Origin of the sequence: Chlorogloeopsis sp. ULAP01 (assembly GCF_030381805.1) — a bacterium.
Taxonomy (GTDB): Bacteria; Cyanobacteriota; Cyanobacteriia; order Cyanobacteriales; family Nostocaceae; genus Chlorogloeopsis.
In genome coordinates, this window is record NZ_JAUDRH010000006.1 from 260,917 (window position 1) to 287,152 (window position 26,236).

The 26,236-nt window shown below is 40.9% G+C and carries 27 protein-coding genes and 2 pseudogenes; 17 read left to right on the forward strand and 12 right to left on the reverse strand.

The window, feature by feature from the left end; genetic code table 11:
• The first annotated feature begins 3 nt into the window (after positions 1 to 3).
• Complete coding sequence (locus tag QUB80_RS13910; RefSeq protein WP_289790097.1) at positions 4 to 807, forward strand: endonuclease/exonuclease/phosphatase family protein; 804 nt, start codon at positions 4 to 6, stop codon at positions 805 to 807.
• Here QUB80_RS13910 and QUB80_RS13915 read toward each other — a convergent pair.
• Together QUB80_RS13915 and QUB80_RS13920 are read right to left on the reverse strand one after the other, a co-directional pair.
• Complete coding sequence (locus tag QUB80_RS13915; RefSeq protein ID WP_289790098.1) at positions 765 to 992, reverse strand: EAL domain-containing protein; 228 nt, start codon at positions 990 to 992, stop codon at positions 765 to 767. The two genes, QUB80_RS13910 and QUB80_RS13915, sit on opposite strands and share 43 nt — an antisense overlap.
• A gap of 132 nt (positions 993 to 1,124) precedes the next feature.
• A pseudogene (locus QUB80_RS13920) lies at positions 1,125 to 1,481 on the reverse strand (GGDEF-domain containing protein); the annotation flags it as partial.
• 582 nt (positions 1,482 to 2,063) lie between these two features.
• Between QUB80_RS13920 and QUB80_RS13925 the strand changes: the two are divergent.
• Positions 2,064 to 3,377, forward strand: coding sequence for a serine/threonine protein kinase (locus QUB80_RS13925; protein ID WP_336622323.1), 1,314 nt, complete (start codon positions 2,064 to 2,066; stop codon positions 3,375 to 3,377).
• A gap of 60 nt (positions 3,378 to 3,437) precedes the next feature.
• Positions 3,438 to 3,629: a twin-arginine translocase TatA/TatE family subunit gene (gene tatA, locus QUB80_RS13930; RefSeq protein WP_289790099.1), complete on the forward strand. Its 192-nt coding sequence runs from the start codon at positions 3,438 to 3,440 to the stop codon at positions 3,627 to 3,629.
• 106 nt (positions 3,630 to 3,735) lie between these two features.
• On the opposite strand, the gene cphA is transcribed toward tatA, so the two are convergent.
• Positions 3,736 to 6,447, reverse strand: coding sequence for a cyanophycin synthetase (gene cphA / locus QUB80_RS13935; protein ID WP_289790100.1), 2,712 nt, complete (start codon positions 6,445 to 6,447; stop codon positions 3,736 to 3,738).
• 172 nt (positions 6,448 to 6,619) lie between these two features.
• Positions 6,620 to 7,483: a cyanophycinase gene (locus QUB80_RS13940; protein WP_289790101.1), complete on the reverse strand. Its 864-nt coding sequence runs from the start codon at positions 7,481 to 7,483 to the stop codon at positions 6,620 to 6,622.
• Between the two features lie 546 nt (positions 7,484 to 8,029).
• On the opposite strand from QUB80_RS13940, the gene trmD reads away from it, so the two are divergent.
• The 8 genes from trmD to argH all read left to right on the forward strand — a co-directional run bounded on the left by trmD (position 8,030) and on the right by argH (position 14,643).
• Positions 8,030 to 8,779 (forward strand): tRNA (guanosine(37)-N1)-methyltransferase TrmD, encoded by a 750-nt coding sequence (gene trmD / locus QUB80_RS13945; protein WP_289790102.1) that lies wholly within the window; start codon positions 8,030 to 8,032, stop codon positions 8,777 to 8,779.
• An 81-nt stretch (positions 8,780 to 8,860) separates the two neighbouring features.
• Positions 8,861 to 9,340, forward strand: coding sequence for a 2-C-methyl-D-erythritol 2,4-cyclodiphosphate synthase (gene ispF / locus QUB80_RS13950; RefSeq protein WP_289790103.1), 480 nt, complete (start codon positions 8,861 to 8,863; stop codon positions 9,338 to 9,340).
• 98 nt (positions 9,341 to 9,438) lie between these two features.
• Positions 9,439 to 9,666: a hypothetical protein gene (locus tag QUB80_RS13955; RefSeq protein ID WP_289790104.1), complete on the forward strand. Its 228-nt coding sequence runs from the start codon at positions 9,439 to 9,441 to the stop codon at positions 9,664 to 9,666.
• 187 nt (positions 9,667 to 9,853) lie between these two features.
• Positions 9,854 to 11,638 carry an ABC transporter substrate-binding protein gene (locus QUB80_RS13960; protein WP_289790276.1) on the forward strand — a complete coding sequence of 595 codons (1,785 nt, stop codon included), beginning with the start codon at positions 9,854 to 9,856 and terminating at the stop codon, positions 11,636 to 11,638.
• 76 nt (positions 11,639 to 11,714) lie between these two features.
• Complete coding sequence (locus QUB80_RS13965; protein WP_289790105.1) at positions 11,715 to 11,906, forward strand: hypothetical protein; 192 nt, start codon at positions 11,715 to 11,717, stop codon at positions 11,904 to 11,906.
• Between the two features lie 85 nt (positions 11,907 to 11,991).
• Positions 11,992 to 12,780, forward strand: coding sequence for a nickel pincer cofactor biosynthesis protein LarB (gene larB, locus QUB80_RS13970; RefSeq protein WP_289790106.1), 789 nt, complete (start codon positions 11,992 to 11,994; stop codon positions 12,778 to 12,780).
• Positions 12,781 to 12,968: 188 nt separating this feature from the next.
• On the forward strand, positions 12,969 to 13,175 hold the full coding sequence (locus QUB80_RS13975) for a hypothetical protein (RefSeq protein WP_289790107.1): 207 nt from the start codon (positions 12,969 to 12,971) through the stop codon (positions 13,173 to 13,175).
• A gap of 82 nt (positions 13,176 to 13,257) precedes the next feature.
• Positions 13,258 to 14,643: an argininosuccinate lyase gene (gene argH / locus QUB80_RS13980; protein ID WP_289790108.1), complete on the forward strand. Its 1,386-nt coding sequence runs from the start codon at positions 13,258 to 13,260 to the stop codon at positions 14,641 to 14,643.
• A gap of 96 nt (positions 14,644 to 14,739) precedes the next feature.
• Here the strand turns inward: argH and QUB80_RS13985 are convergent, their stop codons facing one another.
• The gene (locus QUB80_RS13985) at positions 14,740 to 14,904 is read right to left on the reverse strand and encodes an Asl3888 family RNA-binding protein (protein ID WP_016875490.1); all 165 of its coding nucleotides are present in this window, start codon (positions 14,902 to 14,904) and stop codon (positions 14,740 to 14,742) included.
• Positions 14,905 to 15,487: 583 nt separating this feature from the next.
• Here QUB80_RS13985 and QUB80_RS13990 point away from each other — a divergent pair.
• Both QUB80_RS13990 and QUB80_RS13995 read left to right on the forward strand, forming a co-directional pair.
• Positions 15,488 to 15,982, forward strand: a complete 495-nt coding sequence (locus QUB80_RS13990) for an NUDIX hydrolase (RefSeq protein WP_289790109.1) — start codon at positions 15,488 to 15,490, stop codon at positions 15,980 to 15,982.
• Between the two features lie 81 nt (positions 15,983 to 16,063).
• Entirely contained in the window at positions 16,064 to 16,882 is an 819-nt protein-coding gene (locus QUB80_RS13995; RefSeq protein WP_289790110.1) for an alpha/beta fold hydrolase, read from the forward strand.
• An 87-nt stretch (positions 16,883 to 16,969) separates the two neighbouring features.
• On the opposite strand, the gene QUB80_RS14000 is transcribed toward QUB80_RS13995, so the two are convergent.
• Positions 16,970 to 17,746 carry a pantothenate kinase gene (locus QUB80_RS14000; protein ID WP_289790277.1) on the reverse strand — a complete coding sequence of 259 codons (777 nt, stop codon included), beginning with the start codon at positions 17,744 to 17,746 and terminating at the stop codon, positions 16,970 to 16,972.
• Positions 17,747 to 18,563: 817 nt separating this feature from the next.
• A pseudogene (locus QUB80_RS35235) lies at positions 18,564 to 18,704 on the reverse strand (XdhC family protein); the annotation flags it as partial.
• A 291-nt stretch (positions 18,705 to 18,995) separates the two neighbouring features.
• Between QUB80_RS35235 and QUB80_RS14010 the strand changes: the two are divergent.
• Both QUB80_RS14010 and QUB80_RS14015 read left to right on the forward strand, forming a co-directional pair.
• Complete coding sequence (locus QUB80_RS14010; RefSeq protein WP_289790111.1) at positions 18,996 to 20,714, forward strand: diflavin flavoprotein; 1,719 nt, start codon at positions 18,996 to 18,998, stop codon at positions 20,712 to 20,714.
• A gap of 95 nt (positions 20,715 to 20,809) precedes the next feature.
• Positions 20,810 to 22,522 carry a diflavin flavoprotein gene (locus QUB80_RS14015; RefSeq protein WP_289790112.1) on the forward strand — a complete coding sequence of 571 codons (1,713 nt, stop codon included), beginning with the start codon at positions 20,810 to 20,812 and terminating at the stop codon, positions 22,520 to 22,522.
• A gap of 156 nt (positions 22,523 to 22,678) precedes the next feature.
• On the opposite strand, the gene QUB80_RS14020 is transcribed toward QUB80_RS14015, so the two are convergent.
• Complete coding sequence (locus QUB80_RS14020) at positions 22,679 to 23,239, reverse strand: carboxymuconolactone decarboxylase family protein (protein WP_289790113.1); 561 nt, start codon at positions 23,237 to 23,239, stop codon at positions 22,679 to 22,681.
• Positions 23,240 to 23,338: 99 nt separating this feature from the next.
• Between QUB80_RS14020 and QUB80_RS14025 the strand changes: the two genes are divergently transcribed.
• A complete protein-coding gene (locus QUB80_RS14025; protein WP_289790114.1) occupies positions 23,339 to 23,908 on the forward strand; it encodes a TetR/AcrR family transcriptional regulator in 570 nt (189 codons plus the stop codon).
• A gap of 218 nt (positions 23,909 to 24,126) precedes the next feature.
• Here QUB80_RS14025 and QUB80_RS14030 read toward each other — a convergent pair whose 3' ends face one another.
• Positions 24,127 to 24,504: a hypothetical protein gene (locus QUB80_RS14030; protein WP_289790115.1), complete on the reverse strand. Its 378-nt coding sequence runs from the start codon at positions 24,502 to 24,504 to the stop codon at positions 24,127 to 24,129.
• 578 nt (positions 24,505 to 25,082) lie between these two features.
• Here QUB80_RS14030 and QUB80_RS34905 point away from each other — a divergent pair.
• Positions 25,083 to 25,238 carry a Uma2 family endonuclease gene (locus QUB80_RS34905; protein WP_336622325.1) on the forward strand — a complete coding sequence of 52 codons (156 nt, stop codon included), beginning with the start codon at positions 25,083 to 25,085 and terminating at the stop codon, positions 25,236 to 25,238.
• Positions 25,239 to 25,288: 50 nt separating this feature from the next.
• On the opposite strand, the gene QUB80_RS14040 is transcribed toward QUB80_RS34905, so the two are convergent.
• The 3 genes from QUB80_RS14040 to QUB80_RS14050 form a co-directional block, all read right to left on the reverse strand.
• The gene (locus tag QUB80_RS14040; protein WP_289790116.1) at positions 25,289 to 25,525 is read right to left on the reverse strand and encodes a hypothetical protein; all 237 of its coding nucleotides are present in this window, start codon (positions 25,523 to 25,525) and stop codon (positions 25,289 to 25,291) included.
• Positions 25,518 to 25,889, reverse strand: coding sequence for a type II toxin-antitoxin system RelE/ParE family toxin (locus tag QUB80_RS14045; RefSeq protein WP_289790117.1), 372 nt, complete (start codon positions 25,887 to 25,889; stop codon positions 25,518 to 25,520). The genes QUB80_RS14040 and QUB80_RS14045 overlap by 8 nt, the downstream gene beginning before the upstream one ends.
• Before the next feature lie 169 nt (positions 25,890 to 26,058).
• Positions 26,059 to 26,229, reverse strand: coding sequence for a hypothetical protein (locus QUB80_RS14050; RefSeq protein WP_289790118.1), 171 nt, complete (start codon positions 26,227 to 26,229; stop codon positions 26,059 to 26,061).
• Between the last annotated feature and the right edge of the window lie 7 nt (positions 26,230 to 26,236).

Below are 26,236 nucleotides of genomic sequence, written 5' to 3' on the forward strand. Positions count from 1 at the left end.
GCCATGATTAAAGTTGCCACTATCAACATCTTGTATGAAATGAAATTCTGGCAGCAGCGGCGCGAGTTGCTGGTAGAAGGTTTAGCCGCAGTTGGGGCAGATTTGATTGGATTGCAAGAAACCAATTTGCAAGCAAATACTGGTTTGTGGTTGGCTGAACAGCTTGATATGCCCTATGTCCACTTAGTTGCTGCTCAAGAGCGATCCTATGTATTGAGAACCGAGTACGGAACTGCAATTCTCAGCCGCCATCCGTTTATTCAACAAGCTGAACTCGATCTGCAATCCCAGGGGCGGATCGCACAATACGTACAGGTAAAAATAGGCGATCGCTCATTAGTATTTTGCAACGGACATTATTACTGCCAACCCGGTTCTTCTTCTTTGCGGATGAGACAAATACAGTCGTTAGTCAACTGGCTCAGTGCCTTAGCTCCAGATCTACCTGTAGTAGTTGTGGGAGATTTTAACGCTACACCTGAAACTCCAGAAATTGCATTTATGCAGGAGCAATTTACTTCCGCATACGCCGCCCAGCATGGTTGCGAACCAGAGTATACTTGTCCTACACCCTTATTGCAAGCCCACAGTAAGTTATGGCGTCCATTCGGGCTGCGATTGATGAACTTGTGGACTCACCGCAAATTCACACCTTGGCACGGTACACTTGACTACATATTTCTCAACAAGTACTTGAGCGTCCGTGATTGCCAGCTGATTCTGACTGAACCTGCACCTGATCGCAAAAATATTTATCCATCAGATCATTTCGGCATTGCTGCTGAACTAGATATAGTACAAGTATGAACCAAAGAGCGATCGCTCTGCCGAGAACTTTCCTTCAGTATTTGAGTAATTGTACTAACAGGAACGGGGTTACTAAAGTAATATCCTTGACCTTCGTCACATCCCCGTATTTGCAGATAGTCAAGCTGGTCTTGAGTTTCCAGGCCTTCTGCTGTAATATTCAACCGTAAGCTTTTCGCTTCCACACTATTTTTAGCGAACTTAATTCTGGTTTGCGTCTGGGAGTGGTATCGAAATTACTATCAAAATGGGTAGTTGCACCTCCTGTTCGTGAAGACACCTATCAAACCGATTGGGTGTGTGGAGCAGCGATGATTATCCGCCATCAGCGTACCTGCTTCATCAGTGAATTGGGTAGGTAGTTCGGGTAAGGTTTTGGTATTTAGATAGTTGTGTAATGCAGCAGATGTCAAAATCACTGGAGCGAGGAGATGGCGTAATGCATAGAGAGTGGCTGCCGTACCTGCCAATGTAGCCACCAGAGAAATAAGTAGAACTCGTACTGCTATCTCGAAAGAATAGGAATTTGAAATGACGAAGCTAAAGAGTAATGTCAACAGTGGTACATGAGTGCCTAAAAATGCCACTAACATGATTTTGGCGGTGTAACTTTTCTTGAGCAATCCAAAATGAGCTAGTGATGAGTACAGGGAAAGTTTGCGATCGAGGTTCATAAATTCTGTTAAAAATTGGCAATTTTAGTTATCAGGTATTTTGTACAGTCATGTTTTTAATTCATAATCCAAGAGAATGCATTCCATTAGGAAATGACATAAAGTAATATATTACACTTATCACTATTGCCATTCGCAGTATAGATATTTCTATGTAGTTTTTATAAAAATTTCTTTCCAGCCTGTTTAGCAAGCAAAAATTTTTATCGTATATTTATTGGTTTAAATGTAAAATTTGTATTAATTACTTACTCATTAGATAAACTTAGGTGAGGAAAGGCGATCGGAATTTCTCATTACCATGCTCTGCATAGTGATGAAAACTGAGGCTCCGCCTCATGAAGAGGAGACAGAGCCTCAATCAATGATTTCCTGGGCTGCCAGCCTGGGAAAGAGAAAATTAGCGGTTGCTGAAGCTAAAGATTTTTAGATATAAACGTAAAAAAGCTAACAGCAGCAACGCTATATATGACTAGAGAATTTTTAGGCGATCTCTGGCAAGAAGATGTTTTTCGTCTACGCTATAAAATACAGCAGTAATTAGGGAAAAAAGCAGGAAGACGAACACTTTTAGCTCGTGATTTGCAAGCTCAGGAATTAGTTGTAATCAAATTACTAACTTTTAACCATGACTTTGAATGGAGCGATCTGAAATTATTTGAACGTGAAGCTGAAACTTTAAAATCTTTATCTCATCCCTCCATCCCACGCTATTTGGATTACTTTGAGGTCAATTCACCACAACTAAAAGGATTTGCTCTAGTACAAACTTATCTGCCAGTAAAAACTTTAGAAGAATACGTAAAAGCAGGATGCTCTTTTACAGAAACAGAATTAAAAGATATAGCTAAAGCACTTTTAGAAATTCTGATTTACTTGCACAATCAAAAACCTCCTGTTATCCACCGCGATATTAAGCCCAGTAATATTTTATTAGGAGATAGGTCAGGTAATCATGTTGGAAAAGTTTATTTAGTTGATTTTGGTTCAGTACAAAATATCGCTGCCACTGAAGGTGGAACAATTACCATTGTGGGAACCTATGGTTATATGCCACCAGAACAATTTGTTGGACGTGGTGTGCCAGCGTCTGATATATACAGCTTGGGTGCGACATTGATTTACTTGGCGACAGGTACGCATCCAGCAGATTTACCGCAAAAAGATTTACGACTTGAATTTGAGTTATTAGTTAATTTCAATTCTGGCTTTACTAACTGGTTAAAATGGGCGACTGAACCTAGTTTAGAAAAGCGTTTGGCATCTAGTCATAAAGCATTACAAGTTTTGAAAGAAGAGCAGCCAACAGATGCAAGCAATTTTGTTACCGCCCAATTAATTGATAGCAAAATTAAACTCATTAAAGATACAAATTCTCTCAAAATTATATTTCCATCAATGGGATTTCGTAAATATACCAAAATTGCAAATTGGTCTGTTATTGGCTGGAATTCATTTGTGATTTTATTTTGTATAATCACTGCTATCTATTCTTCTTATCCTGTCAACATCAATTTTTTTGTATTAGCTCTTCCTTTTTTGGTGATTGGCTTGTTCATGTTATATGGATTTATCTATGCTTTATTTGGAAATATCAAACTAGAGATTAACTCCGAACAGATTACTTTAATGTGGCAATTATTTGGTTTAAAATTCCATTGCCAACATCCATCAGCAAGAAAAGATATAACTAAACTGATCTATATTCCACAACACTTGACTACTACTTCCAAAGGTCGCAGTTTTGACGTACCACCTCAAATCATCTTATGGGCGGGAGTGCGTAAGTATCAACTGACTGGTATTGGTGGCGCTATACAATCTGAAACAGAAGTTCAATGGCTAGCTCAAGAATTGAGTGAATGGCTGGGTTTGCCAATTAGGCGAGATCAATAAGGTAAGGTGGGCATTGTTCACCCTACTATGATTTAAGGAAGAGTTTTACAGGAGACACTAATGTTTGGACTGGGATGGACGGAAGTTGGTGTAATCGCGATCGTTGCGCTTCTGATTTTTGGCCCAAAAAAAATTCCCGAATTGGGAAGTTCACTGGGCAAAACCTTACGGGGTTTTAAAGAAGAATTGAATAAAAACTCTAGTGATGAGAACAGTTCAGAATCAGAAAAAGGAGAAGAAATTAATAGCTAGTGGCTCATGTCATTAATTTTGCTTATTAACAGAATCCCCACTTCTTGTAGACACCCAGAGGGTGACTGCCCAAAGGGTAGAAGTTGGGGATCTGAATCTCTTTGATTTACAACATAGTATTTACCGTATTTACTACAGAAGGAGTTACTCCTATCTGAGAGTCTACGGTGTTTGAGGTGGTAGTTTGTTGGGTGATCTCTTCTTTGACTACACCACGTCCCCTAATTAATTGGATAGCACGGCTGACACTTTCTGGCAAAATCACCACCAGACTGTTTTCAGGGGCAAGATCCAAGGCTTTATTAATCGCTTCTGTTTCATCCAGAATCGATTCATATTTATAATTAGGATTTACTTCCCTAATACCTTGAATAATCAAATCTGCTGCTGATCCCCGCATTCGTCCGCGAGTATCATCATCTTCTTTGACAATTACATAGTCAAAAATCTCCGCCGCTAGCTTGCCCAATGCGATAAAATCTTGATCGCGGCGATCGCCAGGTCCACCAACCACACCAATACGTTCTCCATTTGTCCAGTTGCGGACAAAAGAACCTAAAGCTTCGTAACTGTGGGGATTATGTGCATAGTCTACCAAAGCGTGGTAGTTGCCCAAATTAAACAAATTCATCCTTCCTGGCGTTTGGCTAACGGAAGCGCGGAATGTATTTAAGCCAATACGAATTTGTTCAATCGAAACGTTTTGGACAAAAGCCGCTAGTGAAGCTGCCAAAGCATTAGCAATCATAAATGGCGCACGTCCACCCATTGTCAAGGGAATGTTTTCGGCGCGTTCAATCCGGTGTGTCCAATCTCCCTTCAAAATAGACAGAAAGCCATTTTCATATACTGCCGCCACTCCTCCTTTTTGGATGTGGTTTCGCACCAATTCTGAATTTGGGTTCATGGTAAAGTAGGCAATATTAGCTTTTGTCCTCTCTGCCATCGCTGCCACGCGTAGATCGTCGGCATTGAGGACAGCGTAGCCATCAGGAAAAACCGCTTCAGCTACCACACTCTTGAGATGTGCCAATTGGTCTATTGTATCAATGTCACTAAGTCCCAAGTGATCGGCGGCAACATTTAATACTACACCAACATTTGCAGCTTCAAACGCTAATCCAGAACGGACAATTCCACCTCTAGCCGTTTCCAAAACTGCTACTTCTACAGTCGGATCTTGCAAGATTAATTGAGCACTTTGAGGGCCAGTGTTATCCCCTGCTTCTACTAAGTAATCTCCGATATAAGTTCCATCGGTAGTTGTATATCCTATTACTCTTCCTGTCTGTTTAAAAATATGTGCCAACAGGCGGGTAGTAGTAGTTTTACCGTTAGTGCCTGTCACCGACAAAATTGGAATGCGGCTAGATTGTTCACTGGGGAACATCATCTCAATCACGGCTCCGGCAACATTGCGCGAAGTACCTTGACTTGGGGCAACGTGCATCCGGAATCCTGGGGCTGCATTGACTTCTACAATTACACCATCAACTTCCCGTAAGGGACGACTAATATCCGATGTGACAACATCAATCCCTGCAATATCCAGACCTACGATTTTAACTATCCGTTGTGCTAACCAAACGTTTTCAGGGTGAATTTCGTCTGTGCGGTCTACAGCAATGCCTCCTGTACTTAAATTTGCCGTTGCCCGCAGGTAACAAATTTCATCCTTAGATAGCACACTATCGAGAGTGTAACCTTGCCTTTCCAATAATTGGTAGCTAGTGCGATCTAACTCAATTTTGGTCAGGATGTTATCATGTCCTTCACCACGATTAGGGTCTTTATTGGTTTCCTCAATCAGTTCGGCAATACTGGATCTACCATCACCAATCACATGAGCTGGCACGCGTTCTGCCACCGCTACGACTTTACCATCTACAACCAGTACCCGATGATCGCGCCCTTGATAATATCGCTCGACAATAATTGACCGAGAAACCTGTCTGGCTGCATCATAAGCTGCCTCTGCTTCTTCCCAGTTTTGGATGTCAATGGTGATGCCGCGTCCGTGATTGCCATCTAAGGGTTTAAGCACAATCGGATAGCCACCAACGTATTCTATTGCTTCTTCCAAATCATCCAAAAAGTTGATAACCGTACCCTTGGGAACTGGCACACCCGCATTAGCAAGGACGCGTTTTGTAGCTTCTTTATCACAAGCTAGTTCTACTCCCAAAATGCCGGTTCTGTCTGTCATCGTAGCTTGGATTCGCTTTTGGTTGACGCCATAGCCTAGCTGGATCAAGAAGCGTGCTCCTAGCTGCATCCAGGGGATACCTTTTTTTTCGGCTTCTTTGATAATCGACTCTGTAGAAGGGCCAAGCGCAGCATCACGCCATAAGTCTTTGAGGTCTTGTAAGTCTTGTTCTAATTCGGCTTTTGGATAACGACCCCGATCAACAATACTTTGGCACAATCGCACCGCCGCCCTGCCAGCATAGCGTCCCGCTTCCTCATTCAAATACTCGAACACTACTTGATAAACACCCGACGTAGAAGTTTCGCGGGTGCGCCCAAAGCCGACATGCATTCCGACCAATTCTTGCAGTTCTAAGGCTACGTGTTCCACAATGTGACCCATCATGGTGCCTTCACGCACACGCATTAGAAAACCACCACGACAGCCAGGCGAGCAATAATGACCCTCCAGACTAGGCAGAGCCTCAACTAATCCTTCATAAAAGCCAGGGATCTCGTTTGAAGGCGTCTCGGCGAGGTTTTCTAAATCGAGGCGCATGACGATCAGTTTGTGGCGTCGAATGCTCCAGTAGTTGGGGCCGCGTAAGGTCTGGATCTTGAGGATTCTCATGGGAATAGGTAGATGGAGATTCGGAACCAAAATACTAGTTTCTTACTGTAATTGACCGCTAAACTGTTCATTAGGAACAGTTTTTATTCTTAAGTTCGTATTAATCGTACTTTTTGTGCTGCAACTTTAAGTTTAGCGGCCAAATCAGTGTAACTCCAGATACTTGATTGCGTCAGCTGGAAACACGGTAAACAGAAGGTAAAACCGTGCGCTGATAGAGGTGAAAGCGATCGCCGTGGCTGAGAATATGCAGGCGTAAATTGTGAAGATTCAAAGGTTCTGTTGCTCCCACATGAGGTTCGTTGGTATGGGTAACTTCAGTCGGATCGACAATTGTCACGGAACCTTTACCTAAAACTTGCAGCCAACCATCGCGCTCAAACAAGGCACAAGTATCTTCATCAATGCCAATACCAAGGCGATCGGGATGAGAGGCGATCGCGCTCATCAGTCGCCCCATGCGATTGCGATTGTTAAAATGCTGATCTACAATCACCTCCGGTATAAATCCCAAACCTGTTGCCATATCTACAAGGGAACGATTCGGAGACTCGCCACTACCACCTCCTGCAATCATGTGATGTCCCATTACAGCCGCTCCCGCACTAGTACCTGCCAAGGTTAGTTGCCCTGTTCTGACTCGCTGCCGAATGATATCCATCGTTGGTGTGTCAGCTAACACACCACACAATCTCAATTGGTCGCCTCCCGTTAAAAAAACCCCTGTACAAGCTTCCAGGGTTTGTTGGTAATCGCGGTATTCACACTGTTCTCGTTCGCGAATATCTAAAATCTCAACCTTTTTAGCACCCATATCCTCAAAGATACGAATATACCGGCCACCAATAATTGAGGGTTCGCGAGAGGCAGAGGGGATAATGGCAATATGAGCATCGCTACCGCCAGCACGACCAAAAAAAGTCCGCAGAATTTCACGGCCGTGAACTTTGTCTTCTGCGCCTCCGATAACCAGAACAGCGGTTTTAGTTGCTTGGGGTGTCCTCATTTCCAGCGATTTAGCTTGTAATTCCGGCATTGTGTTTCTCCTGTCAACAACTTCAGGTGAAAATTACAAGGTCAGCAGCCTAATTGTTTTTGCGCTTCGCCTCTTTCAAGGACAGTGCTTAACGCCCAATATGCCTCAGTTTGTGGAGTATACATTGCCGTTTCTCGAAGCTAGTACCTTGTTTTTCATCTGTCCCATTTTTCTAAAGTGGCAAAATGTCAATTGGGAACCAGTGAAAGACACTTGCAAGGTTTTTGTGCTATCCCTAGCATTGTGTCCGTGGTACTCTTTGCTTTTAGGAAACAGAAGCAAGTATTGACACACTTTTGTTTTGAGGCTGGCTTGATGCATCCTGGAAGTTGTTAACTCAGTCAAAATAATAAATTTAAATGTAGATGTGACAATATTTAAACATAAATTAAGTAATTAGAAAAATTTTTGTCTCACCCATAAAATCTACAATTTTCAGTACTCTTAGATAATTTTGAACAAGGGTATATGTGTCTTATGCAACATCGGCTGATTGTCAGTTAAACATTTCAAATTTAAGATTAGTGTTCTTCAATACGAATTACTGTGCGCTTTGATATAGTTACGCTATTTCCTGATTGTTTTACCTCTGTTCTCAGTTCGGGGCTGATCGGCAAAGCTCTGGCAAAACAGATTGCCCAAGTGAATTTAGTGAATCCACGAGATTTTACCACCGACAAACACCGGAAAGTTGATGATGAACCATACGGTGGCGGTGTGGGAATGCTGATGAAGCCAGAACCTATCTTTGCTGCTGTAGAGTCACTGCCTGTATTGTCCAGAAGAGAAGTGATTTTGATGAGTCCTCAGGGGCAAACCATCAATCAGCCTCTCCTACGAGAATTGGCAAGCAATTATGACCAATTGGTAGTAATTTGCGGTCACTATGAAGGTGTGGATGAGCGAGTATTACATCTAGTTACTCGTGAAATATCTTTGGGTGACTTTATTCTGACTGGAGGAGAAATTCCGGCAATGGCTCTAATTAACGGTGTGGTACGGCTACTACCAGGAACTGTCGGAAAAGTCGAATCTCTGACCTTAGAAAGTTTTGAGGAAGGCTTGTTGGATTATCCTCAGTACACTCGTCCAGCTAATTTTCGCGGTTGGAAGGTGCCGGATGTGCTTTTGTCTGGCAATCATGCCGAAATTGCCAAGTGGCGGTTACAACAACAAATCAAAAGAACACGCGATCGCCGTCCGGATTTGCTCAAAGCCTGGGAAGAGGCAAAGGGAGGTGGGGATAAAAAGAAGGAGAGCAGAGGAGCAGAGGAACAGACGGGCAGAGGAGATTAATTAACCACTAACACATACCACTTGACTTTTGACCCTTAACCAATGACTAATGACTAATGACTAATGACTAATGACTAAAACATGAACTTTCGTATTGGTAACGGCTACGACATCCACCAACTAGTGAGCGATCGCCCTCTGATTTTGGGCGGAGTTAATATACCTCACTCTTTGGGTTTATTAGGGCATAGCGATGCTGATGTCATCACGCACGCGATTATGGATGCCATGCTTGGAGCGCTGTCTTTAGGGGACATTGGGCATTATTTTCCTCCTAGCGATCCACAATGGGCAGGGGCAGATAGTTTGGTGCTATTAAGTAAGGTAAACCAATTGATTCAACAACAAGGTTGGCAAATAGGGAATATTGACTCAGTAATAGTGGCAGAACGCCCAAAATTAAAACCCCATATTGGGAAAATGCGGGAAAATATAGCAACTGTTTTGCAATTATTGCCAAATCAGGTAGGAATAAAAGCCACGACCAATGAAAAATTAGGCCCCGTTGGCAGAGAAGAAGGTATTTGTGCTTATGCTGTTGTCTTATTAGTAGCTTCCTAGTAACTTTTGTTTACTTGAGCGGGAAGCAATTTCACAATAGCTAGTATGGGGTAATAGGGAACAGGCAACCAACCTTAACTGAGTTGAAAATGAGAGCCATGCAAACAACGAATTTAGAAGAGATAGACCGTCCAAATGTTGTTGTTTTAGATAAAGATGGTCAAGTTGTTCTTATTGCCGAAGTTAAAAGTTTTCCATTCAACTTTCAAGCTCATAGAAATCAAGAATATGCTATCTTGCGGCTAATTGACTGCTTAAAAGTAGCAAAATTTTTAATTCCCTTTGCGATGCTTGTAGACACACAAAATATTTTAATTTTTCGCTAGAAGGGTGAGAATTTATCAGAACTTATTCTCTGCCTTAATACTGCTGAAATACTAAGTTAGTATGAACCAAAATTTAGCAGTAAACAAATATTTATATTGATGGGAATACATAGCTACCCTCCGCCTACCTACTTCTGCCTTATTTAAAAGCTCAGTAAAATTAATTCACTATATACATTTTAAAATGATGATATTTGTTCGTACCTTTACCACAATTAAGCATTTTCGTTTACCAGTAATTTTGGCTTTAATCACAGCATTTACTGTTGCTGCTTGCAACCCAGCTAGTTTTCAAACCCAAGCTGCTTCAGTACCGCAATTGGTAACAAGCGTTCTTAGCGATCCCAAAACTTTTAACTATGCTCTCAATTCCGAGGCTCCCAATGTTTTTGGTCTTATTTATGAGGGGTTAATTACTGAAAATCCAATCACTGGTGAAGTCGAGCCTGCTTTAGCAGAATCTTGGCAAATTTCCGATGATAAGTTGGGAATTGTATTTACCCTGCGCAACGGCTTGAAATGGTCTGATGGTAAACCTTTAACTGTAGACGATATAGTGTTTACCTATAAAGACATCTACCTGAATGAAGCCATTCCTACAGATGCTAGAGATATTCTCCGAATAGGTGAAAGCAGACAATTACCTTCTGTACGAAAATTGGATGAGCGTCGAGTTGAGTTTACGACAGCTGAACCTTTTAGACCTTTTTTGCGTGTTCTAGGACTGCCTATTCTACCTGCTCATTCATTACAAGAATACGTGAAACAAAAAGATGGTGAGGGTAAACCAATCTTTTTACAAAAATTAGGTGTTGATACTCCTCCTGCACAAATTATTGTTAATGGCCCATATAAACTAGAACGCTACGATACTAGCCAACGTGTTATATTCCGGCGTAACCCTTATTACTGGCGTAAAGACGCTCAAGGTAATTCTCAACCTTATATTGATCGCATTATTTGGCAAATTGTAGAATCGACAGATACTGCTTTGTTGCAATTTCGTTCTGGCGGGTTGGATTCTATTAGCATATCCCCAGACTATTTTTCTTTATTAAAACGGCAAGAAAAACAAGGTAATTTCAATACTTATAATGGTGGCCCGGCGACAGGTACTTCGTTTGTTTTATTTAATCTTAATAAAGGTCAAAGAAATGGCAAGCCGCTCGTCAATCCAGTTAAATCACGTTGGTTTAATACAGTCGAATTTCGCCAAGCAGTAGCCTATGCAATTGACCGTCAAACAATGATTAACAACACTTTTCGTGGTTTAGGTCAACCGCAAGATTCACCTATTTCTGTGCAAAGTCCTTACTATCTTTCGGCGAAAGAAGGCTTAAAAGTTTACGATTATAATCCAGAAAAAGCCAGGCAATTGCTGATCAAAGCGGGATTTAAGTATAATGATAGAGGCTTGCTATTAGATGCTCAAGGCAATCACGTCCGCTTCACTTTACTTACTAATGCTGGTAATAAAATTCGCGAAGCAATGGGTTCTCAAATTAAAAGAGACTTAAGCAAAATTGGTATGACAGTAGATTTTACTCCCATTGCTTGGAATACTTATACGGATAAGCTGTCTAACACTTTAGACTGGGAAGCTGCTCTACTAGGTTTGACAGGTGGCGTAGAACCAAACGATGGCGCTAATGTTTGGTCTCCGGAAGGCGGGTTGCATATGTTTAATCAGAAACCCCAACCAGGACAAAAACCAATTGAAGGTTGGCAGGTGGCTCCTTGGGAGGCACAAATTGGCAAACTTTACATTAAAGGCGCACAGGAATTTGATGAAGCCAAGGTGAAGGAGATTTATGCTGAAACTCAACGTATAACTCAAGAATATTTACCTTTTATTTACCTAGTTAATCAATACTCAATGGCAGCAGTACGCGATCGCTTTGCAGGCATTCAATACTCTGCTCTTGGTGGTGCTTTCTGGAATATTCATGAAATTAAAGTCACGGATCAGTGATTAGTTAGTGGATAGTAGGGACGGGTTTTGTAGATTATCTTTGGGTTACAACCGATAATTTATCTTTGAAACCCGCATGGCAGTCGCTACAACGCTCTTCTTAACCCGACGCCAGGTGCTTTATGCCGGAGAACCCGTCCACCCTCCGGGTACCCAAAGGGAACGCCAAGGGCGTGCAGCAGTCCCCCATCGCCGGGAACCGCCAAGACGGGGGCTGCTTCACCGCACTGGCTCCGCAAGGGCGCGCTGCCTCCCGTACAGTAGTTAGTAGATAGTTAGGAAATGAAGTTAAAAATCAACAATTAATAAACAAAAATCTACCACTAACAACTAACGACTAACCCTTCTTAGCAATGACTGATGAAACTACTTTGCGATCGCTCTTAGAAAATGTTGCCAATGGTAATATTGCCCCAGATGCGGCACTAGACAAACTCAAGCATTTCGCATATGAACCTGTAGGTGAGTTTGCCAAAATTGATAATCATCGTGCTTTAAGAACTGGTTTCCCAGAAGTAATTTGGAGTCCAGGCAAAACTCCCGATCAGATTGCTCAAATTATGGAGGTGATGCGCCTCCAAAACCCAGTGGTGATGGCAACTCGCGTTGAAGGGGCAGTATATGCGGCACTACAATCTAGGGTTAGAGGTTTGCGGTATTACGAAGCGGCGCGAATTTGTGCGATTACACCTCCTGAAATCGAACCACGCTATCCAGGTGCAATAGGTATTATTTCTGCTGGTACTGCCGATTTACCTGTAGCTGAAGAAGCTGCTGTCACAGCAGAACTTTCTGGTTTTTACGTTCAGCGCCTCTGGGATGTGGGTGTTGCTGGCATTCACCGCTTGCTAAATAACCGTCATGTCCTTGCATCAGCATCGGTTTTAATTGTTGTAGCAGGTATGGAAGGCGCTCTACCTAGCGTGGTTGCCGGTTTGGCAGATTGTCCGGTGATTGCTGTTCCTACTAGCATTGGTTATGGTGCAAGCTTTGGAGGTTTAGCACCACTGTTGACAATGCTAAATTCTTGTGCAGCCGGAGTAGGCGTAGTAAATATTGATAATGGTTTTGGCGCGGCAATTTTAGCAGGACAAATTTTGCGAACAGCCGAGAAATTGCGGTTGGCATCTCCTAATTCTTAAGTTATGACGGTGATGTTAATTTAATACGTAAGTAAAAAATGAAATCCTGGGTAACATTGGCTGCATTTACCTTAAGCCTTTTACTGACAATTTGTATATCAACAAATGGTTAATAGCTAATTGTTCATACCCATTAGCCATTGGCTATTACCTAACTGCCTTCTAATTATTGAGATTTATTAAAAGATATGAACTTTTGTAGTGATATGGTATCTCAGTTAACTGGACATTTACCTATTGATTGGCCAGTTTTGGCTCAAAATATTACCGATCCAGATATATTAGGTCAAATGCAAAGAGCCTTTACTCATTTTCTAAAAACGGGCCAAGCTTGGGCGCTATTGATTGGATTAGCGATTGGTTATATGATTCGGAGTCTGACAAGCTACGGCTAAAAAATTATGAATGATTAATAATGAATTATGAAAAATTTTATCATTCATAATTCATAATTTAGAATTCATCATTTCCCGATTTATGACTAAACAGCAAACTTGGAGCCAGCGATTTGAATCAGCATTGCATCCTGCGATCGCTCGCTTTAATGCGAGTATCAATTTTGATATTGAATTAATAGAATATGATTTGACTGGCTCTGTTGCTCATGCCAAAATGCTGAGTAAGTGCGGCATCATTTCTCCAGAAGAAGAAGAGCAATTAGTTACTGGTTTAGAGCAAATTCGCCAAGAATATCGGCAAGGCAAATTTAATCCTGGTATCGATGCAGAAGATGTTCATTTTGCCGTCGAGCGCCGTCTTGTGGAGATTATCGGCGATGTGGGTAAAAAACTGCACACTGCTCGTTCCCGAAACGATCAAGTTGGCACAGATACTAGATTGTATTTGCGCGAGCAGATTAAACAAATTCAGAAGCAATTGCGAGAATTTCAAAGCGTTCTCCTAGATATTGCTGAAAATAACGTTGAAACCCTAATTCCTGGCTATACTCATCTACAACGCGCCCAACCCCTAAGTTTAGCCCATCACTTATTAGCATATTTTCAGATGGCACAACGCGACTGGGAACGCTTGAGCGATGTTTATCGCCGGGTAAATATTTCGCCTCTGGGTTGTGGTGCTTTAGCAGGAACTACTTTCCCGATTGACCGTCATTACACAGCCGAACTCTTGCATTTTGATGAAATTTATGCTAACAGTCTGGATGGAGTGAGCGATCGCGACTTTGCGATCGAATTTTTATGTGCTGCTAGTTTAATCATGGTTCACCTCAGCCGCCTTTCAGAAGAAATCATTCTTTGGGCATCGGAAGAATTTGCTTTTGTCACTCTTCAAGATAACTGTGCCACTGGCTCTAGCATCATGCCTCAAAAGAAAAACCCAGATGTACCAGAATTGGTGAGAGGCAAAACAGGTCGTGTCTTTGGTCATCTTCAAGCTTTATTGGTGATTATGAAGGGATTACCCTTGGCATACAATAAAGATCTACAAGAAGATAAAGAAGGCCTTTTTGACACTGTCAATACCGTCAAAGCCTGCTTAGAAGCAATGACCATTTTACTAGGAGAAGGCTTAAAGTTTCGCATTCAGCGTTTAGCACAAGCGGTGACAGAAGACTTTTCTAATGCTACAGATGTGGCAGATTATCTAGCAGCACGAGGTGTACCTTTTCGAGAAGCCTATAATCTTGTAGGTAAAGTAGTCAAAACCAGCCTTGCAGCTGGCAAACTACTGAAAGATTTGACTTTAGAGGAATGGAAACAACTTCATCCAGCTTTTGCAGCCGATATTTACGAAGCGATTTCACCCCAGCAAGTAGTAGCTGCCCGTAACAGCTATGGTGGTACGGGCTTTGAGCAAGTTAGAAAGGAACTACTTGCTGCCCGTAGCCAAATTAATCTCTAAACTGTTGAATCAAACATTCACAAGGACGATGAAGGCGTACTTTTTGTACGCCAACCTCATTAAAAAGCTTAAAGAGTGAGCATTCCAACAGGCAAACTATTCAGCATCAACAGCTGCTGCTCCCTCATCTTCTTCACTCTTCGGCGGTCTTTGTTGGAACCTTCTTTGGAAACGTCCTGTTGTAGTTCGTTTACGAAACTTTCTGGCATATGCCTGGTTCCGTAGCGCCTTTTCTTTTTTTGGATTGCGGCGCTTAGCCATGTTCACCTCATAAATAAACAACAAAGAGCTTTAGCTAGGCATAATATAGGCAATATCAGCTACCAATGTTTTTGATATGGTTTCAGCCTAGTTTTAGCTATGAAAATATTTTAAACAGCAATCTAGATTATCGCATTCTCGTTTATTGTGTCAACGACAATTTAGTATAATTACTTGATTCGCTATTGCGTAAGTATAAATTTTAGAATATATGTATTTATAGTTACTTGTATCCCAGATAAATATATTTTACATTTTGGGGTAACACTATTGTTGAATCTTACAATTGCAATTCAAAATACACATATTTCTTATTTAGCTATCAAAATTTAGCTATCAAAAATAAATCTAAGCTAGATTTTTAGGTAATTAACCTTTATTTATTAAGTATTAGGAAGTTTAAATCTTACTTAACAGGACACAAATACATAAGTTAGAATTAAACAGAAATACTTCTTCTGGTTGTTGACAAAAATCATATATACTTGTATCGAAAAACTAATTTTTGGAATAATTGAGGAGACCTAAATAGAAATCTGCTTTAAAGTAAAGTAAAACGTACATATTTACTAAGATTAAAAGATTGAATATTCTAGCTTTTTTTACTGTGGCTATCCAATCCACACGTAACTTATGGCGATATGGACAAACTGTACTGGGGATTATTTTCCGTCATCCAATCCCTGGCACAAGCATTATTCCGATTTTGCCTGATGGGCGGATTGTATTGATCCGACGGCGAGATAATGGTCGTTGGGCATTACCAGGAGGCATGGTGGATTGGGGGGAAGATATACCTAATGCAGTTCGACGGGAGTTGATGGAGGAAACAGGGCTGGAGTTAGCGAAGATAAAGCGTTTAGTTGGAGTTTACTCCGCTCCAGATCGCGATCCTAGAATCCATTCGATTTGTGTTGTTGTAGAAGCAGAAGTACAAGGAGAAATGGAAATTCAAGACACACTAGAAGTTCTGGAAATTAAGGCTTTTCATCTCAATTCTCTACCCCCAGAACAAATGTCTCACGATCATAGTCGCCAGTTAGAAGATTACTTGCAAGGCTTGACAACTTTGGCATAAATTATATTGAATTAATTGTTTATTGCTATTAGCTATTAACTCTTAACCATTACTAGATTTAAAAATTAATTACTCAACAGTATGAATAATTTATTTCGTAATTCCCGGAGAAAGACTTCTCAAGGGTTAATCTTCTGGTGTGAAGCAGGTGAGGGAATTCCCATAATTTTCCTACATGGTACTTGGAATGATAGTAGCCAATGGGTAGCAGCAATGGAATTACTCTCACAAGATTTTCATTGTTTGTCAGTAGATTTACTTGGATTTGGTGAATCAGATTATCCTAATATCCACTACTCAATAGATTTACAAGTCGAGTGTCTTGCTGAACTTCTGCAAGCTTTGAAGATAGGGAAAGTTTACTTAATAGGACATTCGCTCGGAGGTTGGATTGCTGCTAGCTATGCTTTGAAGTATCCAGAACAAATTTATGGCTTGGTACTTTTAGCACCAGAGGGTGTAGATGTTGAAGGATTAGAACAGTGTTGGCAGACAAAACAGGATTTGATGAAACGCCCTCTTTGGTTATTTAAAGTATTGCGGTTACTTCGCCCATTAACCAAGAAACTACGTTTAAATTCTAAATTAGAAGAAGAGTGGCAACAACGACAAATGATGTTGCGGTACACTACAAGTAGTCAGTTATTATTCCTGCGTCAACTGCCAGAAATTCGTGCCGAGTTACTGCAAGATAAATTAAATTTTCTTACAGTTCCAGTGTTAATTTTGCAAGGTGGAAAAGATTCGCCAGATGCTTTAGCTAAAAGCGAAATTTATGCTAGAGAAACTCCAAAGACTGAGTTAAAAATTATTGATCACGCCGGAAATAATTTACCAGAAAATTGTACTAAGGTCGTGGTTGAAGATATTAAGAATTTTGTCAAAAGAGTTAGTGGTTAGTGGTGAGCCAGTACTGGCTCCGCAACGCACTGCCCCCCCGTGCAGTGGTTAGTAGGTAGAGGCTTACCAATAACTAATGACCATTGACTAATGACTAATGACTATTTCCCGTATTCCCCAAAATATCAAATTTGGTTCTACCATCAAACGATTGGCAATCTCTGGAAATTGGGATTGAAGATAGTTTACTAACAAAGTGCGATCGCCCCCAGTAATCGCAATCTTACTTTCAGGATGTGAGCGCCACCATGCTTCTACAAAATCTTTGATTCCAGCTAATAGAGTGTAAATCACTCCACTTTGCATTGCCTCTGGAGTAGTTAAAGCAAATCGTTGCGGAAGTTGCTGGGGTAACTCCACATTTGGTAATTGCCCAGTTCTATTAGCAAGAGTTCCCAGCTGTAAAACTAATCCCGGAAGAATCGCACCCCCGACAAGATTTTGATTACCATTTGCACCAGTAAAAGTCAATGCTGTGCCTGCATCTATTATCAACATAGGAAAACCCCAAGTTTTCCCTGCACCCCACAGCCCTAAGGCACGGTCAATTCCAAGAGTCGGATACAATCCCTGGAGGGGTACTTGCTCTAAGGTGATAATCCGAACATTTGGATAAATTTGCCACAGTGCAGTTTGGCTGGGTACTACTGAGGCGAGGATTAGGGGAGGAAGGGGAGAGGGGGAGAGGGGGAGAGGGGGAGAGGGGGAGAGATTTTTTAGCAAGTCGTCAAGGGTTTGACATTTAGCTGGTTCCTGTACAGAAGATTCAGATAGATGATTTGTATCCCAAGTGTAGCAAAGAGTTTCGCCTTCAAACCAACCCCAGTGCAACCGGGAATTGCCAATCATTAAAGCTAACCACATTTTCGATATATTGACGCAGCCAATTTCCAAAGATGAGAAAGAAAACAATAGCAATACTATCGTTGCTGGCGACATTCAGAGTGTCGCTAAATCAATGCCAGAAGAATATAACGTATATAAAAGGCATTCGAGTCAATGCCGTGGCCCCCGGCCCTATTATGAAACTTGCTGTACTAGAAGAATATAGCATTGTCTCAATGGGGTGAAACAAACCAATCACCATTGATCATGGGTACAGCACCATTGCTTGGATACCAGAGGATGCTGGTATTTGGGCATTACCCAAATGCCTATCAAGCTAAATTAATCAAAGATTTGCAGATATAGCAGATATAACATTAAAATTTCGATAGAAAACTCGCCATTTATCTTGAGCGTGTAGCTGTTCCCACACTTCTTTTAAATGCTTACCTTGCCATTCCAAAGCAGGGTTATCAGTATCGGGATTTAGCCAAGGTAGATTTAATGGATTATCAATGACAATCCCGATATATTCTTCTTTACCCTCTGCATCAAATTCAATACCATCTTCATAGAGTATTGCATCCTGTTGAGGTATTAAGATAGATTTCTCTAATAGTTGATAACTAGGAGCAAAAGCCTGAGAAGGAGTAACTAAATATTTGGTAATATTTCCTTGCTTATCTTGTCCGCGATTAAACAATAGTAGATAACTTCCTGGACAATCGAGATTTATTTTCAAGCTTAACGGAGTATTAATCGGAATAGTTTCTTTAGGTAAGATTTGAGGAATTTTCATTCCTTTAGAAGTATATCCAGCAGGGCGATCGCAAAACTGTATCCACACTTGACTGCGTGAATGTATTGGTTCAGTGCGATCGCGCAAAAAGACACCACGACGCTTTGTCAATACAGCTTGAATTTCAGCAATGATCGATAAGGCGATCGCTTTTGGTGTCTCGGCTCCAATATCCATGCCCACAGGAGTATACAATTTTTACATCTGTTCTCTCTCAGCTTTCCGAATGAAGTGACGAACAACTGAAACGGAATATTTTAACTCTCTTCAGTGGACAGAACCTATTAATGTTGTCCTTAGTAGATGACGAAGCTCAAGCACGCCCTCCTGCCGATTCTGAACCAGCGTGCCTATAGAGTCTCAAATATGTTCAAATTTATACTTTGAGATTTTTTAACTAATCTATAAATTATTTAATAAATATTTACATTCTCGTCGTGTCACAATAGAAAGAGAGGAAGAAATACTCATTCGCTAGGGAGGGGAGTAATGGTAGCACTCGCCGAAAATCCAAAGAAAAGACTGACTGTTCAGGTTGCTGAAATTGCGCCGGAAACAACAACAATTCGTTCTCTAGATTGGGATCGCGATCGCTTCGACATTGAATTCGGTTTGCAAAACGGTACTACCTACAACTCGTTCATCATTCGCGGTGAGCAGACGGCATTAGTCGATACTTCCCACGAAAAGTTTCGTCAGTTATTTTTAGATACTCTCAAAAATCAGATTAATCCAGTAGATATAGATTATTTAATTATCAGCCACACCGAGCCAGACCACAGTGGCTTAGTTAAAGATGTCCTGCAACTTGCGCCTGATGTTACTGTTGTTGGTTCTAAGGTAGCAATCCAGTTTTTGGAGGACTTGGTACATCAGCCCTTCAAACGGCGAATTGTTAAAAATGGCGATCGCCTAGATTTGGGTAATGGACACGAACTAGAATTCGTGATTGCACCAAACTTACATTGGCCTGATACTATCTTTACCTACGACCACAAAACCCAAATCCTGTTTACCTGTGATGCTTTTGGGTTGCACTATTGCTCGGATGCTACTTTTGACGAAGATCTAGAAGCAATATCACCAGATTTTCAGTTCTACTATGAATGCCTGATGGCTCCTAATGCCCGCTCGGTGCTGTCTGCAATGAAGCGTATGGGTGAATTGGAAAAAATCGGCATGATTGCAACAGGTCACGGCCCTTTACTCTACCACAACGTTGAAGAACTGACCGGACGCTATCGCAAGTGGAGCCAATCTCAAACCAAAGCAGAAACTGTGGTTGGCATATTTTACGTTTCAGAATACGGCTTTAGCGATCGCCTTGCCCAAAGCATCACTAATGGCATTGCCAAAACTGGTGTGGCAGTAGAATGGGTGGATCTCAAGTCAGCAGATTTGCAAGAACTCCAAGAAATTGTCGGTAGGTGTACAGGAATTGTCGTGGGGACACCACCAACGTCTGATACTGCTGCTCAGACTGCTTTGAGTGCGGTTTTAGGCGCTGTCAAAGAAAAGCAAGCTGTAGGGATATTTGAGACAGGTGGTGGCGATGATGAGCCAATCGATCCACTTTTAAGTAAATTCCGGGATTTAGGTTTAACACCAGTCTTCCCGGCAATTCGGATCAAAGAAATGCCCACAGACAATATTTATAAGCTGTGTGAAGAGGCAGGAACAGACTTAGGACAGTGGGTGACACGCGATAAAAGCATCAAAGCGATGAAATCTCTTGGTGCTGATTTAGACAAAGCTTTAGGCAAACTTAGTGGTGGACTATATATCATTACTGCTAAAAAAGGCGATGTGAAAAGTGCAATGCTTGCATCTTGGGTAAGTCAAGCCAGCTTCAAGCCTATAGGAATATCAATTGCAGTGGCAAAAGACAGGGCGATTGAATCACTCATGCAAGTAGGTGATAAGTTTGTACTTAACGTCCTCGAAGAAGGAAATTACCAAGGCTTAATGAAGCATTTCCTCAAACGTTTTGCCCCTGGTGCTGATCGCTTTGAAGGAGTTAGAACCCAGGCAGCCGAAAACGGTGCGCCTATTCTTACTGATGCATTGGCTTACATGGAGTGTGAAGTTCTGAGCAGAATGGATGGTGGCGATCATTGGATTGTCTACAGTACTGTATATGCTGGACGGGTAAGTAAGCCAGATGCACTGACTGCCGTACATCATCGTAAAGTTGGAAATCATTATTAAGAGGGACTAGGGACTAGGGACTAGGGACTAGGAATAAAGAAATCTTAATACCCAATCCCCAGTCCCCAATCACCAATACCCAATACCCATAAGCCATGACATCTACAAAACCCCGTGACGTTCAAGTTCTCCCTATTGCTACCGATACGACAATACTGCGATCGCGCAGTTGGACAAGACTCCGATTTGAAATTGAATACGCCCTTGCTAAAGGTACAACTGCAAATTCTTATTTAATTCAAGGGGACAAAGTTGCCCTCATTGATCCTCCCGGAGAAACTTTTACGGAAATTTACTTAGATACATTACGACAAAGGTTTGATTTAAAACAAATTGATTATGTGATTCTTGGGCATGTCAATCCTAACCGCGCCGCAACTCTAAAAGTATTACTAGAACGTGCGCCACAGATAACTTTTGTTTGTTCTAATCCTGGGGCGATCAATTTGCGAGGGGCATTAGAGAACCCAGATTTGCCTATTCTTGTTAAACGTGGGGAAGAAACCCTAGATTTAGGCAAAGGTCATCACTTACAATTCATTCCAACCCCTAACCCACGCTATCCCGATCAGCTTTGCACTTACGATCCGCAAACAGAAATTTTATACACAGATAAACTCTTTGGAGCGCATATATGCAGTGATCAAGTATTTGATGAAGGTTGGCAAATTTTTCTCGAAGACCGACGCTATTATTTTGAGTGTCTAATGGCTCCCCATGCGCGTCAGGTCGAAACATCCCTAGAAAAGCTTGCTGATTTGCAAGTCAGAATGTATGCACCCAATCACGGGCCTCTGGTGCGTTATGGCTTAATTGAACTCACCAAAGCATATCGGGAGTGGAGCCAACAGCAAACCTCCCAAGATACTACAGTGGCATTAATTTATGCTTCGGCTTACGGGAATACCGCAACCTTAGCACAAGCGATCGCCCACGGTATTACTAAGGCTGGTATCAGCGTCGAATCTATTAACTGCGAAGTCGCCGCTCCTGAGGAAATTCAAACTGCTGTGGAAAAAGCAGCAGGTTTCATTATTGGTTCTCCAACTCTTGGCGGTCATGCACCCACACCAGTGCAAACTGCTTTAGGTATTGTACTTTCCAGTGCTGCCAAAAACAAACTCGCTGGTGTATTTGGTTCCTATGGTTGGAGTGGCGAGGCGGTTGATTTACTTGAAGGTAAACTCAAAGATGCTGGCTATCAGTTTGGTTTTGATACCATCAGAGTCAAATTTAAACCAAATGATGCCACCCTGCAAATGTGCGAAGAAGCAGGAACCGACTTTGCTCAAGCTCTGAAAAAAGCCAAAAAAGTACGCACTCCCAGCCAACCAGCGACTACAGTTGAACAAGCTGTTGGGCGAGTAGTTGGTTCTTTGTGCGTTCTCACTGCCAAACAGGGCGATATCTCTAGTGCAATGTTGGCTTCTTGGGTATCGCAAGCCAGTTTTAGTCCTCCTGGTTTTACTGTTGCCGTTGCGAAAGATCGTGCAGTAGAACCACTGACACATTCAGGTAATAAATTTGTCCTCAATATTCTTAAAGAAGGCGAGCACATAGGTTTGATGAAGCACTTCCTCAAGCCTTTTAGCCCGGCACAAGATCGTTTTGCTGGAGTAGCTACTCAAGAAGCCGAAAATGGTAACCCTGTCCTTGCAGATGCCTTAGCATACTTGGAATGCACCGTACAAAGCCGAATGGAAGCTGGCGATCATTGGCTTGTGTATGCAACTGTAGATGACGGCAAAGTGCTAAATCCTGATGGTGTAACTGCTGTGCATCATCGCAAATCAGGGAATCATTATTAAGTGGTTAGGCAAAATTAAAGTTACGGGTAGATTTTCAAACAAATCGACCACAGATAAACACAGATGACACAGATTTTATCAGTGTTTATCGGCGTCCATTTGTGGTCGTAATTAACTTAGATCCTAATTTTTGTAAGAAGTTTAATCTCTGTTTACCTATATATTCACTATCGGTTTTGACCACTTGTATGGCTGAAATTCCTTATCTAGAGGGGTTTGAGCAATGTGATTTGTATAGTTATGTATGATTTTGATGGCAATGCCCAAAATTACTTCCAGCACTTGTCTGTTGCTATAGCCAGCCGCGATAAACTCTTCAATCTTACTATCTTCAATCCAACCACGAGTTTGAATCATGCGCTGGGTAAAATGACGCAAAGTCTGTAGTTTGGGATTATTTAACGGTGTACCGTTGCGAAGCGCTTGAATATCACTGACTGGCATTCCAATCATTTTTGCCAAGCCAGAATGTGCCGCCATGCAATAATGACATTCATGCTCATAATTTGCAGTCAAATAAATCACTTGTTGTTCAATTGGGCTGAAACTTGTGGTTGCGAACAAATCCCATAGCGTTATTGAACCTTTAAGCAAAGCAGGAGCTTCAGCAAAAACACCTTCCAAATTTGGGATAAAACCAAACGTCTTTTGAGCGTGAACTAAAGCTTCTTTGGAGTCTTCTGGAGCTGTTTCAATTGTGTGAATCGTAAATTCCATTGGTGAAAACCTCCAACTATCACTATGTAGACAGACTTGTCTACCCAAGATAGGTGCTAGTATATCTCTAAGGAGACAAACTTGTCTACCCCAAAGTTTATGACTCACGAATCTAGTCACACTCGACAACAAATCTTAGAAACAGCTTCTGAACTTTTCTATCAGAAGGGTATTCAGTATGTAGGCATTAATGAAGTGATTGCCGCTTCAGGTGTTGCTAAACGAACGCTCTATCGTTGGTTTCCTTCCAAAGACAAGCTCATTGAAGAAGTGATGAAATATCGGGCATCTCAATGGTTGTGTTGGTTTGAAAATGCTGTCAAAGAACGAGGCAATACACCTAAAGAGCGTTTATTGGCAACCTTTGATGTGTTGCGTGACTGGTATGCTAGTCCTAATTTTCGTGGATGTCCTTTTATTAATGCTGTTCTAGAAATTGCTGATGCATCTCACAAAGCTCATCAGGTTTCCATTGACTTGCGTGAATCTATTCGACAAATCATTATGCGGTTAGCGGCTGAAGCTGGCGTGCAAAATCCAGAATTCTTTTCGCAACAGTATCTTCTTTTAATTGGTGGTGCAAGTCTGATGGCAACAATTGAAAAGTCGCCTAATGGAGCAACTTTTGCTCAAAGTGCGCTTTCGGTGTTAATTGATGCTAGCTTGTAGAAGGTTTGTAGTAAGCACTTTAGTCCTACAAAAAATTAAAAGATGAACTTTACAAAACTTGACTATTATCAGTATTGATTGAGTAGCCAAGTCTAATCATACTCTGACGAATTATTTGCTGATTGACAAAGGCTACGCCCCACCGTCACTTGTCATACTTGCGTAAGTCCTGGAGTATTATTTGAGTAATTTAGCGACTTGCCCAGATCAATAAATTATTAATCAGGTGATTTCATGTAATAGTTATCGATATAGTCAATTGTTGAATCTTTTTCAGCGTTTTCTAAATTTTTTTGTTCTTCATTGATTAAATCTATATAAAAGCGTTCATACATTTTGATATCCGAACCACCTTCATAATCTTTTTCATGTTGAGTATAAGCTGCAATAGAGTGGCCAAAATCTTCTAGCATTACACTTTCATAACCACCAACTTTACTCATCATATAAAGTAATTCTGATAACTCTATTTCAACTTTTACTTTCTTCATCTTTGCACCATATTGAATAAAATCTCTAAAATCTCTTATAGAAACAGCTTCTCTTGCGGTAATTTTATTTAGAAAGTTATCAGAGCAATTGTAGTGAATTCTCATTTTAATTATCCTTTGTACGATTAATAATATTTGCCTAGATTAAGTCTCTACTTGAGTTATTAGCTGGGATTTACTAACTTAACACCCAGTTTTTATAGATTATAAATATCTGTATAATATTATGACAAGTATTTTATTTAACAAGTAAAAATAAATTACGAGTATGTCTACTAGTTAATAGTTGTTAACTATTCTTAAACAATTATGTTGTAATGTAGATAAAAAATACAATCAAAAGTTCTATGACAGTAGAATTAATTAACAAAAAAGCTTGGAATAGCTAAGAATTTGGTGAATTATTTCAGTTCATTTAGAAGAAATTGAAAATGTTTCCTTAGGATCGAGTTGCCAACTTTAACTCTGAACTGATGACTTACTCTTATAAAATTTATGAAAAATAAAAAATAACCTAAGTGGATGGAATTTTCAAACTCAAGTTACTAAATACTAGATTTTGCAGATATAGAGCGTAGGTAAGCATTAGCTTCAGAGGAACGCAAAAAATTCTCACTACTGATGCCTGATTTGTGATTGAACTCCGTTGTGAATCTGATCGCCCCCAACATTTGTAAGAGAAAATGCAGGATTACCTAGAAAATGATTTGCGCTTGGGTTGGCTGATTAATTTTCAAGACGAACAAGTGGAGATTTACCGATCAGGGCAACCTGTAGAAGTTGTTCAAATCCCGGCTGTACTTTCTGGTAAAGAGGTTTTACCTGAGTTTGAGCTATAGTTGTAAATGGTTTGTAGTAAGTGCTTTAGCGCCAAAAACTAAAAATCGTGTTAACGATTGTTAGAATCATTTCTGTGCCTGCTTTCTAGCCTTGCGTTAGTTCTCGCACGGATGCTATTTAAACGTCTAAATTTTAGTTTAAAAACCTGTTTGATTTTGACTTTTAGCTCTTGCCTAATTTTTTGCCTTTCTGTTTCTAAGGCTATTAATTCCTGTGCGCGTTTCTCGATTTTTTCTTGGCGCTCTATCGGTAGTTCGTTTATTTTTTCTCTCAGACTTTTACCCATTATCTTTACCGTCTGTTTTTAATTTCGAGAGATGAGCTTCATACCGCATATCAGCAGTTTTTATGAGTCGCTTGTAAAAACGTTTTTGACTAACACTGGACTTATCACCTGCTACCAGTAAGATGGCTTGTCTTTTAGGATCAAAGGCAAATGCTACACGCCAAACTCCATCACAAGCATCAAAACGCAACTCTTTCATATTGCTGTACTTAGACCCATTAAGGGTATCAACATGAGGACGTTTTAGTGTTGGGCCAAATTCTTCTAGTAACTTTGCTGTAGCAAGTAACTCATCTTGTACATCTTTAGGCAAATCATTAAATTCTGGCTCAAAATCATCATGAAGTTCAACTGTCCATTCCACTAACTTATTATGCTAAAAAATTTGTATGTTTTCAAGTTTATGTCATCACATATATTTTCTTATTTCTGAATATATGCCATTACCTTACAATAAGCATGAGCGGTTGTGGCTCCTATAATTTATCTCCGCGTCTAGTTATCTCCATGTCCCCGCGTCCTCATTTTTTGCTTCACGGTGGTTCATTATGTGTCCTCCACTGATTAATTTCACCAGCTTGTTGATTATTCAATAGTTTGCAACTAATCGAAGGGTAAATATAAAGTATTGCGATCGCAACTACTACAAAGAACCAAGTAATACAAACCATCCAAGACTTTACGCGAGATGGCTTTGCTCCCATAACAATT